The organism is Microbacterium sp. NPDC056044 (assembly GCF_042267145.1).
GTDB lineage: Bacteria > Actinomycetota > Actinomycetes > Actinomycetales > Microbacteriaceae > Microbacterium.
On the sequence record NZ_JBHJWZ010000002.1, the window covers coordinates 103,126 to 119,846 of the forward strand.

Consider the following 16,721-nt stretch of genomic DNA (forward strand, 5'->3'; position numbering starts at 1 on the left):
GGGCACGGGTTCGAGGTCGGGCCTGACGCCGCGGCATCCGTCCGAATTAGGCTGAGGCCGTGAGCGTCGAACGCAATACCCGGGCGATCGAGGGATCGGTCGTCACCGACTTCGAAGACCGCATGAGTTACGGCGGCTACCTCGATCTCGCCACCCTGCTGTCGGCGCAGCGGCCGCTCAGCGACCCCGAGCACCACGACGAGCTGCTGTTCATCGTGCAGCATCAGACCACGGAGCTGTGGCTGAAGCTCGTGCTGCACGAGCTCGGCGCCGCCTGCCGTCTGCTGCGCGAGGACCAGCTCGCGCCGGCGCTCAAGTGCATCGCCCGCGTCAAGCACATCCAGAAGACGCTCACCGAGCAGTGGTCGGTGCTGGCGACGCTCACCCCGGCCGAGTACGGGCAGTTCCGCGGCGTGCTGGGCAACGCGAGCGGCTTCCAGTCGGCGCAGTACCGCGCCGTCGAGTTCACCCTCGGCAACAAGAACGCCGCGATGCTGCAGGTGTTCGCCTCCGATCCCGCCGCCCACGCGCTCGTCGGGGCGGCGCTCGAGGCACCGAGCCTGTACGACGAATTCCTGGAGATGCTCGCGCGCTCGGGCTACCCGATCCCCGCCGAGGTGCTCGAACGCGACGTCACGCAGGCGTGGACTTACACCGCCGAGCTCGTGCCGATCTTCACCGAGATCTACCGCGACCCCGAAGCCCACTGGGCGGCCTACGAGACGTGCGAGGAGCTCGTCGACCTCGAGGACAACTTCCAGCTCTGGCGCTTCCGGCACCTCAAGACGGTCGAGCGCATCATCGGCTTCAAGACCGGCACCGGCGGCTCGAGCGGCGTGCCGTTCCTGCAGAGAGCGCTCGATCTCACCTTCTTCCCCGAGCTGTACGCCGTGCGGACGGAGCTGTGATGTCGAACGACCCCGACGCGCTGCGCGAACTCCTCGGCCAGGAGGCCGCGCTGTGCCGCCGCGCCCTCACCGGCGAGCACGGCGTCTCGCTCCCGGCCTTCACCGACCACCACGTGCACCTGCACCTCATCGACGAGACCGCACTGGCCGCCGGCGGGATCGCCGGTGTGGTCGACCTCGGCGGCGATCCGGTGGCGCTCGCACGGCGGGGGAACCACAGCATTCCGCGCGTGGCATACGCCGGCGCTTTCCTCACGGCGGTCGGCGGCTACCCGGTCGGACGCCCGTGGGCGCCGGCCGAGATCTCCCGCGAGATCGCCGACGCGTCGACCCATCCGGGCGTCGCCGGCGGCGCGGCCACCGCGGTCGACGAGCAGGCGTCGTTCGGGGCATCCGTCATCAAGGCCTCCCTCAACAGCGCCGCGGGACCGGTGCTCGACGCCGAGGCGCTGGCCGCGATCGTCGAGGTCGCACGCGAGCGCGGCCTGCCCGTCGTCGCGCACGCGGAGGGCGACGGGATGCCGCAGCTCGCGCTGGACGCGGGCGTCGACGGGTTCGCCCACACGCCGTTCACCGAGTACGTCGGACGCACCTTCACCGCCCACGCCGTCAGGGCCGGCCAGGTGTGGATCTCGACGCTCGCGATCCACCAGGGCGACCCTGAGGCGGCCGAGTGCGCCCGGGTCAACCTCGCGGGCTTCGCAGCCGCGGGCGGACGCGTGCTCTACGGCACCGACCTCGGCAACGGCGACCAGCCGGTGGGCGTCAACCCCGACGAGGTCGCGGCTCTCGACCGCGCGGGCATCCGCGGGGCGGCGCTCATCGCGGCGCTGGCCGATCCGTGGCCGCTGACGGATCCGCCCTCGGGCGTCTGCACCTTCATCCCCGGGACGCCGCCCGCCGCGCTCGACGAGATCGCCGAGTGGCTCAGCGGCGCGACCGTCGTCCCCGCCGAGGAGCTCATCCATGACGACCACTGACCCGACCGAGGCCGTGGCGACGGGATCGCTCGAGGACGCAGCATCCGCTCTCGACGCGGCCGACCCGCTACGCGCCCACCGTGACGCGTTCGTGGGAGCCGAGACGTCGCTCGTCTACTTCGACGGCAACTCGCTCGGGCGTCCGCTGCGGGCGAGCGTCGAGCGGCTCGCCGCGTTCGCGCGCGACGAGTGGGGCGGGCGCCTCATCCGCGGGTGGGACGAGTCGTGGATGCAGCTGCCCTTCGACATCGGCGATGCCGTGGGGCGCGCCGCGATCGGCGCTTCCGCGGGGCAGACCGTCATCGGCGATTCCACGACGGTGCTGCTGTACAAGCTCGTGCGCGCGGCGTTCGACGCCGCCGTCGCCGCCGACCCGGCGCGCGTCGAGATCGTCGTGGACCGCGACAACTTCCCCACCGACCGCTACCTCGTCGAGGGCATCGCCGCCGAGCGCGGCGGGCGCGTGCGCTGGATCGTCCCCACGCCCTCTCCACACGCCGCTGGCGCGTCGCGCGGAGCCTCTGGGCGCGTGGGCCCAGTGGATCTCGCGGGCGGGGTGTCGGCTTCGGCGTTGCGCTCCGCTGTCGGGAGCGAGACGGCGGTCGTGCTGCTGTCGCACGTCGCGTACCGATCGGGATATCTGACGGATGCCGCGGCCCTCACCCGCATCGCGCACGACGCGGGCGCACTCATCGTGTGGGACCTCTGCCACTCGGCAGGCTCCGTGCCGGTCCAGGCCGACGCGTGGGACTTCGACCTCGCGGTCGGATGCACCTACAAGTACCTCAACGGCGGACCCGGCTCGCCGGCGTTCGCGTACGTCGCCTCGCGGTTGCAGGATCGGCTGGCCCAGCCCATCCAGGGGTGGATGGGCACGGCGGACGTCTTCGCGATGGGACCGTCGTATCGCCCGGCCGACGGCATGCGACGTTTCCTGTCGGGCACGCCGCCGATCGTCGGCATGCTCGCGATGCAGGACACCCTCGACCTGCTCGAGGAGGTCGGCATCGAGGCAGTCCGCGCGAAGTCGGTGGCGCTCACCGAGTTCGCCGTGCGGGTGGCCGACGAACTGCTGGCACCCCTCGGGGTCACTGTCGCGTCGCCCCGCGATCCTGCCGAGCGCGGCGGCCACGTGACGCTGTCGCATCCGGCGATGCGCGCCGTGACGGCGCGGCTCTGGACCCAGGACGTCATCCCCGACTACCGCGACCCCGGCGGCCTCCGCATCGGCCTCTCCCCGCTGTCGACGTCGTTCGCCGAGACCCTCGCCGGGCTCCGCGCCGTCGAGGCCGCGGTCCGCGCCGAGTCCTGACGCCGAGTCGGGAGCACCGACTCGACGCATACGGCCGGGCCTCGACCTCGCAGGCGACCACACGCGTCGGCTCGCGCACAGCGGAGGGTGGCACGGGCAGGACGCAGCGGCGTCCACAGGCTCAACCGGCCGAACGGCGCCGCTGACCTACACTGGCGCGATGAGCAATGAGGCTCCGCCGGCGACTGGGGTTCCGGCATCCACCGTCCTGGCCCGACTCTCGCGCGGCACCATCGCGCGCTACGCGACCGGGTCGCTCGGCACGGGCGGGTTCGCGACCCTGCCCGGGCTGGTGCTGACCTACTACCTGACCGACTCGCTCGGGGTCGCGGCGCTCGCGGCCGGCGCCGTCATCACGGTCGCCAAGGTGTGGGACGTCGTCATCGACCCGGTCATCGGCGCCCTCACCGACCGCGACCTCGCCCGCCACGGCAGCCGCCGGCGCCTGATGCTGATCGGCGCTATCGCGCTGCCGGTGCTGTTCGCGCTGACGTTCGCGGTGCCGCCGTCACTCGGACCGGTGGTCGCCGGCATCTGGGTACTCCTCGCATTCACCGCGACGGCGACGGCGTTCAGCCTCTTCCAGGTGCCGTACATCGCGCTCCCCGCCGAGCTGACGCCGCGCTACGACGAGCGCACGCGCCTGCTGACGTGGCGCGTGGTCGTGCTGACCCTTGCGATCCTGCTGTTCGGCGCCGGCGGTCCCGCACTCCGGCGCGTGTCGGACGACCCGTTCATCCAGTACCTCGTCATGGGTGTGGTGTGCGGCGTCGTCATCGGGATCGGGATGCTGGTGGCCACCGGCGTCGCCCGGCGCGCAGCATCCGTCCCCCCTCCGCCGATCGCCGAGAGTACAGCTGGTCGCCGAGAGGTAGGGAACGAACCAGCATCTCGGCGACCAGCTGTACTCTCGCGGGACGACGGGGCGACGGCAGGCGGGGCGACGGCGAGCGGGGCGACGGCGGCCGGGACGACGGCGCGCGGGGCGACGGCGGGCGGGGCGACGGATGCTGCGGCCCCGGGCATCCGGGAGCACTTCGCGGCGGGGGTCGGGGCGCTCCGGCGCAGCCGGGCCTTCCGGATGCTGCTCGCCACCTTCGTGCTGCAGGCCCTCGCCACGGGGCTCATGCTCGCGGGCGCGCAGTACGTCGCGACGTGGGTGCTGCACTCGCAGGCCGCGGTCGAGCTGCTGTTCGTCGCGCTCATCGCGCCGGCGCTGCTCGCGGCCCCCGCGTGGGGCGCGGTCGCGCGGCGCATCGGCAAGGAGCGCACCTTCACCATCGCGAGCGTCGTGTTCGCGGTGGCGGCGCTGTCGATCCTCGGCATGCTGTGGGCGCCCGGCGAGTGGATCTACCTGCCGGTCGGCGTCGCCGGCATCGCGTACGCGGGCATGCAGTCGCTGCCGATGGCGATGCTCCCCGACGTCATCTCGCACGACGAGCGCACCCACGGCCCCGGTCGCGCGGGCTCGTTCAGCGGCGTGTGGACCGCCGGCGAGACCGTGGGCTTCGCGCTCGGCGCGACGACGCTCGCGGTGATCCTCGCGGTGACGGGCTACATCTCGTCGACCGGCACGCAGGTCGTGGAGCAGCCGGATGCCGCGATCACAGGCATCGTCGTCAGCTTCAGCCTCGCGCCGGCCGTGCTGATCGGCCTCAGCCTCCTCACGCTGGCCCGCTACCCGCTGCGCCGCGCCGACATCGACCACGGCTGAAGCAGCCGTCGAGCCCGGCACGCGGAGGAACGGATGCCGCCGCCCGGCCGGTCGGCAAGGCCGGGCGATTCCGTGCCCCGCGCCGTGGCATCGAGTCGCACGAACACTGACATCGGGTGCCGGGCCGGGTGACGTAGGATGCCCGGTGACGGACTCGCCCGAACCGGGTTGCGGGACGCGAGTTCGAAGGAGAGCAGCATGTCACCCACGTCGTCGGCCGCCGCGAAGACCCCGGCGACGGGCCCCGCGAAGACCCCCGCGAAGCCGCGGGCGAAGAAGCCCGCGGCATCTGCCCTCCCCGCCGACGAGGTCGCAGCGCTCGACGCCGACCTCGACAGGCTCGAGCAGGGCGCGAAGGTGTGGGTCGCCCTCACGCTCGACCAGCGGGCGCGCCTGCTCGGCCGCGTGCGCGACGCGGTCGGCGCGGTCGCCCAGGAGTGGGCCGACGCCGCGACGATGTCGAAAGGCCTCGAGCCGGGGCATCCACTCTCCGGAGAGGAGTGGCTCGGCGGACCCTATGCCGTCATCGGACTGCTCGACGCCCTGCGCGAGACGCTCGAGGCGCTCGCGAAGGGGCGGAGCCCGCTCGACGACGTGACGCTCGACGAGGCGCCGGGCGGGCGCCTGCGCGCGCGCACCTTCCCGCTCAACGGCACCGAGAGGTTCCTGCTTTCGGGCTTCACCGGCGAGGTGTGGTTCGAGCCGGGCATCTCGGCGCTCGACGCGCGGCGCGCGGCGGGCCTGGGCCAGCTGACCCCGACCGCGTCGGGCGGCATCGGGCTCGTCCTCGGCGCGGGCAACGTGACCTCGATCCCCGTCGCCGACGTGCTCTACGAGCTGTTCGCGCACAACCGGGTGGCGCTGCTCAAGGTCAACCCGACGCAGGACGCCCTCGTGCCCGTGTTCGAGCGCGCCCTCGCGCCGCTGATCGAGCCCGGCTTCGTGCGCATCGTGCGCGGCGGCGCCGCGACCGGCGCCTACCTCACGTCGCACCCGCGCTTCGCGCACGTGCACATCACAGGTTCCGCGCCCACGTTCGACGCGATCGTGTGGGGGACGGGAGTGGATGCTGCGACAGCACGCGACGCCGGAACCCCGAAGCTGCAGGTGCCGATCACGGCCGAACTCGGCGGCGTCTCGCCCATCATCGTGGTCCCCGGACGCTGGACCGCGGCCGACCTGAAGTACCAGGCCGAGCACGTCGCGACGATGCGCCTCGTGAACGCCGGCCACAACTGCATTGCGGGCCAGGTCGTGATCGTGAGCTCGGACTGGCCGCAGCGCGCGGAGTTCCTGCGCGAGCTGCACGCGGCGTACGCGGCGGCTCCCGAGCGCCCGGTCTGGTATCCCCGGAGCGACGAGCGGCTGGAGGCCGCAGCATCCGTCTATCCGGATGCCGTGTGGAACGCCGACCGCACCCGCGCGATCGTCGAAGTCGGCGCCGGCGAAGGCGATGACCCGGTCGAGACGGTCGAGTACTTCGCGCCGATCCTCGGGGTGGTCGAGGTCGGCGGGACCGGCCAGGAGTTCCTCGACGCCGCGGTCGCGCACGCGAACGACCGGCTCACCGGCACGCTCGGCGCGAACGTGATCATCGACCCGGCGACCGAAGCGGCGCTGGGCGACGGGTTCGAGCGGGCGATCGCGGACCTCCGCTACGGCGACATCGCGATCAACACGTGGACGGCGTTCAACTTCCTGACGGCGCGCCTCACGTGGGGCGGGTTCCCGGGCGCGACGCTGGCCGACGTGTCGAGCGGCATCGGCGTCGTGCACAACGCGTTGCTGCTCGACCGGGTCGAGCGGTCGATCGCGCGCGGGCCGTTCCGTCCGTTCCCGCGGTCGGTCGGCAAGGGCGGCGTGTTCACGATCCTGCCGACGCCGCCGTGGTTCGTGAGCTCGCGCACCGGCGCCGAGGTCTGTGCGGGACTCACGCGGTACCTCGTCGACGGCAAGCTCCCCGGACTCGTGAAGACGCTGACCAAGGCCATGCAGGCGTGACCGCGGGTTTCGGCGGCGACGGGCTCGAGGCCGACGTCGTCGTGGTCGGCGCGGGCTCTGCTGGCGCGGCGCTCGCGGCCCGGCTGAGCGAGGACCCCGACGTCTCGGTGCTGCTGCTCGAGGCGGGCGCGCCCGACACGGCGACCGCGCTGCATGTGCCCGCGGCCTTCTCGACGCTGTTCCGCGGCGCGTACGACTGGAACTACGACACCGTGCCGCAGCCCCAGCTCGAGGGCCGCACCGTGTACTGGCCGCGCGGCAAGACCCTGGGCGGGTCGTCGTCGCTCAATGCCCTGATGTGGATCCGCGGTTTCGCCGCAGACTACGACGAATGGGCGGATGCTGCGGGCCCCGCGTGGTCGTGGGATGCCCTGGTCCCCTACTTCCGGCGTGTGGAGCGCACGTCCGACCCCGCCGACCCGACGCACGGCGTGGACGGGCCGCAGTCGGTGGAGCACCAGCGCGACCCCCGGCCCCACACGACCGCGTTCCTGGCGGCGGCGAAAGAGGCGGGGCATCCGTTGACTCCGCCGAATCTGCCCGCGGGGCAGGGGTTCTCGCAGACGATGGTGAGCCAGCGCCGCGGCGCCCGCGCCTCGACCGCCGACGCGTACCTGCGACCCGCGAAGAAGCGGCGCAATCTGCGCGTCGTGACGGGCGCGCTGGTGCGGCGCGTGACCTTCGAGGCGGCCGCGGGCGAGGGCGTCGAGCCGCGCGCGACCGGCGTGTACGTCGAGATCGGCGGGATCACGCGGCACGTGCGCGCGCGGCGCGAGGTGGTGCTGTCGGGCGGCGCGGTCAACACGCCGCAGGTGCTCATGCTGAGCGGTATCGGTCCGGCCGAGCACCTCGCCGAGCACGGCATCGACGTGCTGGTCGACGCTCCGGGCGTCGGCGCGAACCTGCAGGACCACCTCGTCGCGGGGCTCGCTCCTGCGGCGACGGGCGGAACGCTGTACGACGCGACGAAGCCCGCCGAGCTCGTGAAGTACCTGGCGGCGCGCAAGGGGATGCTGACGTCGAACGCGGCCGAGGCGTACGGGTTCGTGCGCACGGCGGCGGCGGATGCGGCCGGCGTGCCCGAGGGGCTCCCCGACATCGAGATCATCTTCGTGCCCGGACCGTACGTCGGCGAAGGGCTCGTGCCGATGCCCGCGCACGGGCTGACGGTCGCGGCGATCCTCCTGCGGCCGGTGAGCCGGGGCACGATCCGCCTCGCGTCGGCCGATCCGTCCACCCCGCCGCTGATCGACCCGGCCTACCTGTCCGACCCCGGCGACATCGACGCGACGACGCTGCGCGCGGGCCTCGCCGAGTGCGAGCGCCTCCTCGACACCGACGCGCTGCGCGCGATCACGACCGGCGGGTGGGTGCTGCCCGAGCACGGCGAGCGCATGACGCCCGCCGAGCGCGCGGAGCTGTCGCTCCGCCGCTACTCGCACACCCTCTATCACCCCGTCGGCACGGCACGGATGGGGACGGATGCTGCATCCGTTGTCGACCCGGAGCTCCGCGTCCGCGGCGTTCGGGGCCTTCGGGTGGCCGACGCATCCGTCATGCCCACGGTGATCCGCGGCCACACGAACGCCCCGTCGATCGTGATCGGCGAGGTCGCCGCCGACCTCGTGCTCGGCCGCCGCGCCTGATTCGCGCCGGCCCGGGCAGCAGCATCCACCCCGCCGACGTCTCGTCGGGCTCGCTGCTCGCCTGTCACGAACTGCTGCCCCGCGCGACACATCGTGACAGGTGAACAGCGCCGTCCGCGCAGACGCTGCAAAGTCCGGACTTCGCCGCCACCCCAGGCGCAAGACCTGCGAAGTCCGGACTTCGCCCGCACGCCGGCCCGGCACCTGCGAAGTCCGGACATCGCCGGGCATATCAGGCGCCAGACCTGCGAAGTCCGGACACCGCCGGGCTTGCGGCGGCCAGCGCGGCCGCACCCGTGCAGATTCCGCACCGTCTCGGGCCCAAAGACCCTGCAAAGTCCGGACTTCGCCGGCACGGGAGGCGCGAGACCTGCGGAGTCCGGACTTCGCAGGCTCGACGTGGACGGCGGGTGCCGCGCCGCGGGCCACGGCGACGGACGCCGGCGGGAACGACGAACCCCCTCCGTCCCCGGGTGAGGGCAGAGGGGGTTCGACGAGGAGTCCGCGTCAGCGGCCGCCGCGGCGGTTGGTGCCGTTGGGGCGGACGACCGAGCCGACCATGAGCTTGCCGGTGCCGCCCGACGAGGCGCGACGGCCCGGGGTGCGGGGGTTGCCGGCGGGCTGAGCCGAACGCGAGTGGCCCGCGCTCTGGTCGTGACGCTGGTGCGAGGCCTTGTCGTGCGCGGTGGCGGCGTCGCGGCGCTGGCCTCCAGCGGCCTGCTGACGGCCGTTGCCCTGAGCCGAACCAGCCTGCGCCGAACCGCCCTGGCCCGAACCGCGGCGACGACGACCGCCGCCGGAGCGACCGGCGCCCGCGGCGGCCTCGGTCTCGCGGGCATCACGCGCGGCGCGCTTGCGCTGGGCGTTCGCGCCCTGGCTGGTGCCGCGCGGCGTCTCGGCCACGGGGACCGGCTTGACGTACGGGGCGACCTGGCCGACGAGCTCGACGACCTCGGGCGAGGTCGCGGTGACCGCGACCGGCTCGACCGAGATGGCGGCCTTGCGCAGCAGCTGCGACACGTCGCGGCGCTGCTCGGGGAGCACGAGCGTGACCACGGCACCCTCCGCCCCCGCGCGGGCCGTGCGGCCCGAGCGGTGCAGGTACGCCTTGTGCTCCATCGGCGGGTCGACGTGGATGACGAGCTCGACGTCGTCGACATGCACGCCACGGGCCGCGACATCCGTCGCCACGAGCACCTTGACGGCGCCCGACGAGAACGCCGCGAGGTTGCGGTCGCGCGCCGCCTGCGACAGGTTGCCGTGCAGGTCGACGGCAGGGATGCCCTGACCGGTGAGCTGCTTCGCGAGCTTCTTCGCCTGGTGCTTGGTGCGCATGAACAGGATGCGGCGACCCACGCCCGACGCGAGCGCCTTGACGACGTCCTTCTTGGCGTCGGCGTCGGCGAGCGTGAAGACGTGGTGCGTCATCGCGGCGACGGGCGAGTGGGCCTCGTCGACGGAGTGCAGCACCTCGTTCTGCAGGAAGCGGTTCACGAGCTTGTCGACCCCGTTGTCGAGGGTCGCGCTGAACAGGAGACGCTGGCCGCCCGATGGCGTCGCGTTCAGGATGCGCGTGACCCCCGGGAGGAAGCCGAGGTCTGCCATGTGGTCGGCCTCGTCGATGACGGTGATCTCGACGGCGTCGAGGTGCACGAAGCCCTGCTTCATGAGGTCCTCGAGGCGGCCGGGGCACGCGACGATGATGTCGACGCCGGCGTTGAGCGCGTTCACCTGGCGGTTCTGGTTGACGCCGCCGAAGATCGTGGTGGTGGTGAGACCGTAGGCCTTGGCGAGCGGGGCGAGGGTCGCGTCGATCTGCGTCGCGAGCTCGCGCGTCGGCGCGAGCACGAGGCCGAGCGGGCGGCCCTTGCGGCGGTTGCCGCCGGCGAGCTTGCCGCCCAGGCGCGCGGCCATCGGGATCGAGAAGGCGAGGGTCTTGCCCGAGCCGGTCTTTCCGCGGCCCAGCACGTCGCGGCCGGCGAGCGTGTCGGGGAGCGTGTCGACCTGGATCGGGAACGCGGTGGTCTTGCCGCCCGCGGCGAGCGCGTCGACAAGGGGCTGCGGCACGCCGAGCGCGCCGAACGAGGTTTCGGTCATGAGGGGTGTTCTCCGGGCACGCGAGTGCTCTGTCGGTGGCCGGGGCGGATTTCGCCCACGGGTCGCCGTACGAAAGATGTCAGCGCGGTTCTTCGGATCGGGGTCCGGATGCCGGCGCGAGGGAAGCGTTCTACGACGCGAGAAGCGCAGAGATGCGCTGCAAGGATTCCCACCCTACCAGTGGACGACTGGGCGTTCCCCCGGCGGGGCAGACGGGCGCTCCGGGCGCGGGCGTCTCGACTCGCTCGCTCCACGCGCGGGAGAGAGCGGGCGGCTGGGGTCAGAGGTCGACGGTGTCCTTGCGCTTCTGAGACCGCTTGCCGTTGCGCTCGCGACGAAGCACGGGCTCGGCAGCAGACGTGCGCCCGGCCTCTCCCGCCGCGGGCTCGAGGTCGGGCTCTGGCTCGGACCAATCCTCCGGCTCCACCTCGGACTCCTCTGGAGCGTCCACCGGCTCCGTCTCAGCCTCGGCCTCCGACTCGCGCTCGGCCTCGGCCTCCGGCTCCGACTCCGGCCCCGACTCCGCCTCCGCCTCCGCCTCCGCCTCCGACTCCGCCTCCGCCTCCGCGTCCTCGGGATCCTCCGCCTCGGCCGCGCCGGACTCCTCGCCCGGCGTCGCCTCGGCCGCCGCCGGGGCCTCACCCGGCTCCACCGTCTCCGAGCCCCACGGCTCCGTTCCCGGCTCCTCGACCGGGGCCCCACCCGCCTCCGCGAAGCGGTCCGTCGCGGCGCGGAGCGCGGACGCGATGCCCGGCTCGGACGCCGCGTGCGCAGCATCCGCAATCATGACGAAGTCGGCCTCGGGCCACGCGCGGTGCAGATCCCACGCGGTCATGGCGGGGGTGCAGACGTCGTAGCGACCCTGGACGATGACGGCGGGGATGTGACGGATGCTGTCGACCTGAGCGATCAGCTGGTCCGGCGTGAACCAGCCGCCGTGCAGGAAGTAGTGGTTCTCGATGCGCGCGAAGGCGACGGCGGCGCGCGGCTCGGTCATCGCCTCGATGAGCGCCGGATCGGGAAGCAGCGTCAGGTTCGCGGCCTCCCAACGCGACCATGCGACGGCCGCCGGCACGTGCACGGCGGGGTCGGGATCGGCGAGGCGGCGGTGGTACGCCTCCATGAGCTGGGAGCGCTCGAGGATCGGGATGGGAGCGATGAAGACCTCCCACAGATCCGGGACGATGGATGCTGCGCCCCCCTCGTAGAACCATTCCAGCTCGTGGCGGCGCAGCGTGAAGATGCCGCGCAGCACGATCTCGCTGACCGCGTACGGGTGGGACTCGGCGTAGGCGAGGGCGAGCGCGCTCCCCCACGAGCCGCCGAAGACCTGCCACTTCTCGATGCCGAGGTTCTTGCGGAGGAGCTCGATGTCGGCGACGAGGTGCCACGTGGTGTTGTGGCGGAGGTCGGCGTCGGGCTCGCTCGCGTGCGGGGTGGAACGGCCGCAGCCTCGCTGGTCGAGCAGGATGATGCGGTACTTGTCGGGGTCGAAGAAGCGACGGTGCCAGGGCGACGTCCCGGCGCCCGGACCCCCGTGGAGGAACACCACCGGCTTGCCCTCGGGGTTGCCGCTCTGCTCGTACGCGATGCGGTTGCCCTCGCCGGCGATGAGCGTGCCGGTGTCGTAGGGCTCGAGAGGCGGATAGAGGATGTCGTCGAGGTGTTCGTTCATAGGCTTCCCCCCGGAACGCCGAAAGTGTCGCAGGCGGAGGGGCCGTTCTGGTAGCCGGTGGCGAACCAGCGCTGTCGCTGCTCGCTCGAACCGTGCGTCCAGGACTCGGGGTTCACGAAACCCCCGGACTCCTGCTGGATGTGATCGTCGCCCACCGCCCCGGCCGCGTTGATCGCGTCCGCGATCTGCTGCTCGGTGGGCTCCTTGAGATACGGTACGCCGTTCTCGTCACGCTGGTCGGTCATGTCGCCCACCCACGCGCCGGCGAAGCAGTCGGCCTGCAGCTCGGTTCTGACGCTGTTGCTGTCGGCGCCGGTGCCGTTGTTCGGGTGCTCGTTCATGATGCCGGTGATGCTCTGCACGTGGTGCCCGTATTCGTGGGCGAGCACGTAGAGCTGCGCCAGGTCGCCGGCGGAGGCATCGAACTGCTGGCGCAGCAGTCCGAAGAACGTCGGGTCGATGTAGACGTTCTCTTCGGGCGGGCAGTAGAACGGACCCGTCTGATTGGATGCCGTGCCGCACGCGGTGCCGGTCTGCTGGTCGACGATGATCAGATGCGGCGCGCGGTAGCCCTGCACCTGTGTCGCCCAGTACTGGTCGAGCACCACGCTGCCGGCAGCGAGGCGGCACTCGTCGTTGCTGTTCGCGTCGGCGCCCGTCTCGCACTGCTGGATCTCGGACTCGCCGCCGGAGCCGACCTGCGGCTGCGTGGGGATGACGCTCGACAGGTCCTGTCCGGTGAACAGCTGGAACAGGATCACGGCGATCGCGCCGAGGCCGGCGATGCCGCCGCCGGCGACCGCCACGCCCGCCCCTCGACGCCGCGCCGTATTCCCCCCGACGTTGGCGTTCTCATTGAACGTCATGCCTGTCACGGTACCCCGACACACCGATGCACAGCAGGAACCATTCCCGAATCGCCGGGAATGAGTACAATGCCGCGGGCCTAAGCTCGGGAGCATGGCGACCGAACCCACGACCGTGACCATCACCGGCGGCGGAGGCCAGATCGGCTACGCCTTGATGTTCCGCATCGCTGCGGGCGACATGCTCGGCCCGGATCGTCCGGTTCGCCTGCGGCTGCTCGAGATCCCCCAGGGCATGCGGGCGGCCGAAGGCGCGGCGCTCGAGCTGCAGGACTGCGCGTTCCCGCTGCTCACCGACGTCGACGTCACCGACGATCCGCTCACCGCCTTCAACGGCACCCGCATCGCGATGCTCGTCGGTGCACGGCCGCGCACGGCCGGCATGGAGCGCGGCGACCTGCTCGCCGCGAACGCGGGCATCTTCGGGCCGCAGGGGGACGCGATCGGCGCGGTCGCCGACGACGGCGTGCGCGTCGTCGTGGTGGGCAACCCCGCGAACACGAACGCGCTCATCGCCGCAGCATCCGCTTCTCCCGACATCCCCGCCGAGCGCTTCACGGCTCTGACGCGCCTCGACCACAACCGCGCCGTCGGCCAGCTCACCGAGAAGCTCGGAGTCGGTGCCGACCAGATCGAGGGCGTCGCCATCTGGGGCAACCACTCGGCATCGCAGTTCCCCGACGTGACGCACGCCGTCGTCGGCTCGGGCGACACGATGGTGATCGACGTGCTCGCCGAGCGGCTCGGCGGGCACGAAGCCGCGACGGCATGGCTCGACGACGTCTTCATCCCGCGCGTCGCCAAGCGCGGCGCCGAGATCATCGACGTGCGCGGTTCGTCGTCGGTCGCGTCGGCGGCGAACGCCGCGATCGACCACGTGCGCGACGAACAGCTCGGCACGCCCCGCCGCACGTGGACCTCGGCGGCCGTCGTCTCGCGCGGCGAGTACGGCGTTCCCGAGGGGCTGGTGTGCTCGTTCCCCGTGAGATCGCGCGGCCACGAGCACGGGTACGAGGTCGTGGAGGGACTCGACCTCGACGACCGGTCGCGCGCCAGGATCGCAGCATCCGTCGATGAACTCGTCGGCGAGCGCGACGCGGTCCGGGCGCTCGGCGTTCTCTGACCCCCCTGCCGTCGGCGGGGTCGGCACCGCCCGGCAATAGGCTCTGAGTCGTGGAAGCCCTGGTCGTCGTCATCATCGCGATCGTGGTCATCGCGCTCGCCACGGCGGTCGCCCCGAAGCTCGGCATCGCGGGGCCCCTGATCCTCGTGCTCGTCGGCGGCGCGGTGAGCCTCTTGCCGTTCGTCGAGATCCCCGAGATCAACCCCGAGTTCATCCTCGTCGGCGTGCTCCCGCCGCTGCTCTACTCGGCGGCCGTCTCGCTCCCCGCGATCGAGTTCCGCCGAGACTTCGGGCCCATCGCGGGCCTGTCGTTCCTGCTCGTCATCATCAGCTCGGTGCTGCTCGGCTTCTTCTTCATGGCCGTGATCCCCGGCATCCATCCGGCGGTCGCGGTGGCGCTCGGGGCGATCCTCAGTCCCACGGATGCTGTGGCCACCTCCATCGTGAAGCGCCTGGGCGTGTCGCGGCGCGTGGTGACGATGCTCGAGGGCGAGAGCCTGCTCAACGACGCGACGGCGCTCGTGCTGCTGCGGACGATGATCGCCTCGGTCGGACTCGCGACAGGCGTGAGCGGCGACACCCGCATCGGGTTCGGGTTCATCCCGGCGTTCGCGTGGGGCGTGGTGGTCGCGGTCGTGGTCGGCGCGCTCGTGGGCTGGCTCAACCTCCGGCTGCGGTCGCTCATCCGCAACTCCGCCGCCAACACGGCGATCGGCTTCGTCGTGCCCTTCATCGCGTACATCCCCACCGAGGAGCTGGGCGGGTCCGGCCTCGTCGCGGCGGTCGTCGCGGGCATCGTCACCGGCCAAGGGGCCGCACGGTGGTTCACACCCGAGCAGCGACGCTCGGACGAGCACAACTGGCACACGATCGAGCTCGTCCTCGAAGGCGCCGTCTTCCTGATCATGGGACTCGAGCTCAGCGACATCGTCGAGCAGAACGTTGAGCAGCACAACGGCCTCGGCACGGGTCTCGGCATCGCCCTCGGGGCGCTGGCGATCATCATCGCCGCGCGCGCGGCTTACGTGTCGCTGCTCGTCTGGCTGCAGAGCCGGCGCGCCCGCGGGCGGCAGCGCACCCGGCTCGAGGCGATGAACACGCGGCTCGACCAGATCGCCGACCGCACGGTGGCGCCCGATCCGCGCTACCGCGGCCGGCGCGGCGAGGTGTCGTTCGACGATCCCCGCGCGCAGCGGCGGCTCTCGTCCATGCGCACGCGCGTCTCGCGGGCGCTCAGCGACCTCGACTACTACCAGGCGTCGCCGCTCGGCTGGAAGCACGGCGCCATCATCGTGTGGGCGGGCATGCGCGGCGTGGTGACGCTCGCCGCGGCCCAGACGATCTCGAGCGACGTCACCGACGACCGCGCGCTGCTGGTGTTCATCGCGTTCGCGGTGGCGGTCGGCAGCCTCATGCTGCAGGGCTTCACGCTGCCGTGGGTGGTCAAGGCCCTGCGGCTCGAGCGGCCGGGCGACGACAGCCTCGACAAGGCGGAGCAGTCGGCGCTCGACGACGAGCTGCGCGACGCGGCGATCGGCGCGCTGTCGGATCCGGCCCTGCGCCGACGGGACGGCTCGGAGTTCGCCGACGAGCTCGTCTCGCTCGTCGGCAACCGCATGGTCGACCCGCCCGACGACGCCGAGGGGCTGGCGACGCGCGACCTGCTCGAGCTCCGGCTCGCGATGATCGAGGCGATGCGCGGGCGCCTGAACGAGCTGTCCTCGGGAGGCGAGTACAGCACGCCGGCTCTGCGCCACGCGCTGGCCGAGCTCGACGCCGACCAGCTCAGCCTCGAGCTGCGACTGGACGACGAGGACGACTGAGTTCGACGAGGCCGCGGGCGCCGGGTGAGAGAATGGGGACCGAGCGAGGGGGCCTCACATGAGCGAGACGACGAAGACGCCGGATGCCGCGCACACGCACGCGGTTCCGACTGCGGGATCCGTCGCGGCCGACACGGCGCCGCTGCATCTGCCGCACCAGGCGGCCGAGTGCCCGAAGTGCTTCACCGAGCTGCAGCAGAACCGCAACTGGTGGCTCGCCCAGCCCGCCGGCTCACGCCTCGTGGGGCTCGTGATCGCCCGCGACGACATGCCGTCCGTCGTCGAGCAGCGCAATGACCTCACGCGTTTCGGCGTGCCGATCGAAGGCTTCCGTCACCCGGCACCCGAGACCCTCGAGTCGTGGGAGGACCGCCTCGTGCGCCTCTTCGGCACCCTCGGCCGTGGCGACGTGCTCGTCGTCGCCAACGTGCACGCCCTCGGTCGCGACATCGACGAGGAGACGCGCACCGTCACCGAGCTGCACCGCCGAGGCGTGGTGGTCAAGGTCGTCAGCCACGGCGGCCGCCACCTCTACGACGCCGGCCGCTGACGCGGAGCCGCCCTCACCCCGACCCG

General features: G+C 72.3%; 11 protein-coding genes and 1 pseudogene. 9 read left to right on the forward strand and 3 right to left on the reverse strand.

The window, feature by feature from the left end; translation table 11 throughout:
* Positions 1-59: 59 nt before the first annotated feature.
* The 6 genes from kynA to ACFC1I_RS05595 all read left to right on the forward strand — a co-directional run bounded on the left by kynA (position 60) and on the right by ACFC1I_RS05595 (position 8,561).
* Positions 60-908 (forward strand): tryptophan 2,3-dioxygenase, encoded by an 849-nt coding sequence (gene kynA / locus ACFC1I_RS05570; RefSeq protein ID WP_376006872.1) that lies wholly within the window; start codon positions 60-62, stop codon positions 906-908.
* The gene (locus tag ACFC1I_RS05575) at positions 908-1,888 is read left to right on the forward strand and encodes an amidohydrolase family protein (RefSeq protein WP_376006873.1); all 981 of its coding nucleotides are present in this window, start codon (positions 908-910) and stop codon (positions 1,886-1,888) included. The genes kynA and ACFC1I_RS05575 overlap by 1 nt, the downstream gene beginning before the upstream one ends.
* Entirely contained in the window at positions 1,875-3,200 is a 1,326-nt protein-coding gene (locus tag ACFC1I_RS05580) for a kynureninase (RefSeq protein ID WP_376006874.1), read from the forward strand. Before ACFC1I_RS05575 ends, ACFC1I_RS05580 begins: the two co-directional genes overlap by 14 nt.
* Before the next feature lie 160 nt (positions 3,201-3,360).
* Complete coding sequence (locus tag ACFC1I_RS05585) at positions 3,361-4,914, forward strand: MFS transporter (RefSeq protein WP_376006875.1); 1,554 nt, start codon at positions 3,361-3,363, stop codon at positions 4,912-4,914.
* A 198-nt stretch (positions 4,915-5,112) separates the two neighbouring features.
* Positions 5,113-6,915, forward strand: coding sequence for an aldehyde dehydrogenase family protein (locus ACFC1I_RS05590; protein ID WP_376006876.1), 1,803 nt, complete (start codon positions 5,113-5,115; stop codon positions 6,913-6,915).
* Positions 6,912-8,561, forward strand: coding sequence for a GMC family oxidoreductase (locus ACFC1I_RS05595; RefSeq protein ID WP_376006877.1), 1,650 nt, complete (start codon positions 6,912-6,914; stop codon positions 8,559-8,561). Before ACFC1I_RS05590 ends, ACFC1I_RS05595 begins: the two co-directional genes overlap by 4 nt.
* A 507-nt stretch (positions 8,562-9,068) precedes the next feature.
* Here the strand turns inward: ACFC1I_RS05595 and ACFC1I_RS05600 are convergent.
* The 3 genes and pseudogenes from ACFC1I_RS05600 to ACFC1I_RS05610 form a co-directional block, all read right to left on the reverse strand.
* Positions 9,069-10,658, reverse strand: a complete 1,590-nt coding sequence (locus ACFC1I_RS05600) for a DEAD/DEAH box helicase (protein ID WP_376006878.1) — start codon at positions 10,656-10,658, stop codon at positions 9,069-9,071.
* 709 nt (positions 10,659-11,367) lie between these two features.
* A pseudogene (pip, locus tag ACFC1I_RS05605) lies at positions 11,368-12,333 on the reverse strand (prolyl aminopeptidase); the annotation flags it as partial.
* Complete coding sequence (locus ACFC1I_RS05610) at positions 12,330-13,199, reverse strand: neutral zinc metallopeptidase (protein ID WP_376006879.1); 870 nt, start codon at positions 13,197-13,199, stop codon at positions 12,330-12,332. The pseudogene pip and the gene ACFC1I_RS05610, both read right to left, overlap by 4 nt.
* 94 nt (positions 13,200-13,293) lie before the next feature.
* Between ACFC1I_RS05610 and ACFC1I_RS05615 the strand changes: the two genes are divergently transcribed.
* Genes ACFC1I_RS05615 through ACFC1I_RS05625 form a run of 3 tightly spaced genes read left to right on the forward strand, consistent with a single transcriptional unit; the run spans position 13,294 to position 16,695 of the window.
* Positions 13,294-14,322, forward strand: a complete 1,029-nt coding sequence (locus tag ACFC1I_RS05615; RefSeq protein WP_376006880.1) for a malate dehydrogenase — start codon at positions 13,294-13,296, stop codon at positions 14,320-14,322.
* Between the two features lie 50 nt (positions 14,323-14,372).
* A complete protein-coding gene (locus ACFC1I_RS05620; protein WP_376006881.1) occupies positions 14,373-16,145 on the forward strand; it encodes a cation:proton antiporter in 1,773 nt (590 codons plus the stop codon).
* 58 nt (positions 16,146-16,203) lie between these two features.
* Complete coding sequence (locus ACFC1I_RS05625; RefSeq protein ID WP_376006882.1) at positions 16,204-16,695, forward strand: recombinase family protein; 492 nt, start codon at positions 16,204-16,206, stop codon at positions 16,693-16,695.
* Positions 16,696-16,721: the final 26 nt, after the last annotated feature.

Excerpts from the sequence above, each read along its gene's own strand:
- ACFC1I_RS05575 (WP_376006873.1), top strand. The coding sequence starts at position 908 with ATGTCGAACGACCCCGACGCGCTGCGCGAACTCCTCGGCCAGGAGGCC.
- ACFC1I_RS05615 (WP_376006880.1), top strand. The coding sequence starts at position 13,294 with ATGGCGACCGAACCCACGACCGTGACCATCACCGGCGGCGGAGGCCAG.
- ACFC1I_RS05625 (WP_376006882.1), top strand. The coding sequence starts at position 16,204 with ATGAGCGAGACGACGAAGACGCCGGATGCCGCGCACACGCACGCGGTT.
- ACFC1I_RS05580 (WP_376006874.1), top strand. The coding sequence starts at position 1,875 with ATGACGACCACTGACCCGACCGAGGCCGTGGCGACGGGATCGCTCGAG.
- ACFC1I_RS05590 (WP_376006876.1), top strand. The coding sequence starts at position 5,113 with ATGTCACCCACGTCGTCGGCCGCCGCGAAGACCCCGGCGACGGGCCCC.
- ACFC1I_RS05610 (WP_376006879.1), bottom strand. The coding sequence starts at position 13,199 with ATGACGTTCAATGAGAACGCCAACGTCGGGGGGAATACGGCGCGGCGT.
- ACFC1I_RS05600 (WP_376006878.1), bottom strand. The coding sequence starts at position 10,658 with ATGACCGAAACCTCGTTCGGCGCGCTCGGCGTGCCGCAGCCCCTTGTC.
- ACFC1I_RS05585 (WP_376006875.1), top strand. The coding sequence starts at position 3,361 with ATGAGCAATGAGGCTCCGCCGGCGACTGGGGTTCCGGCATCCACCGTC.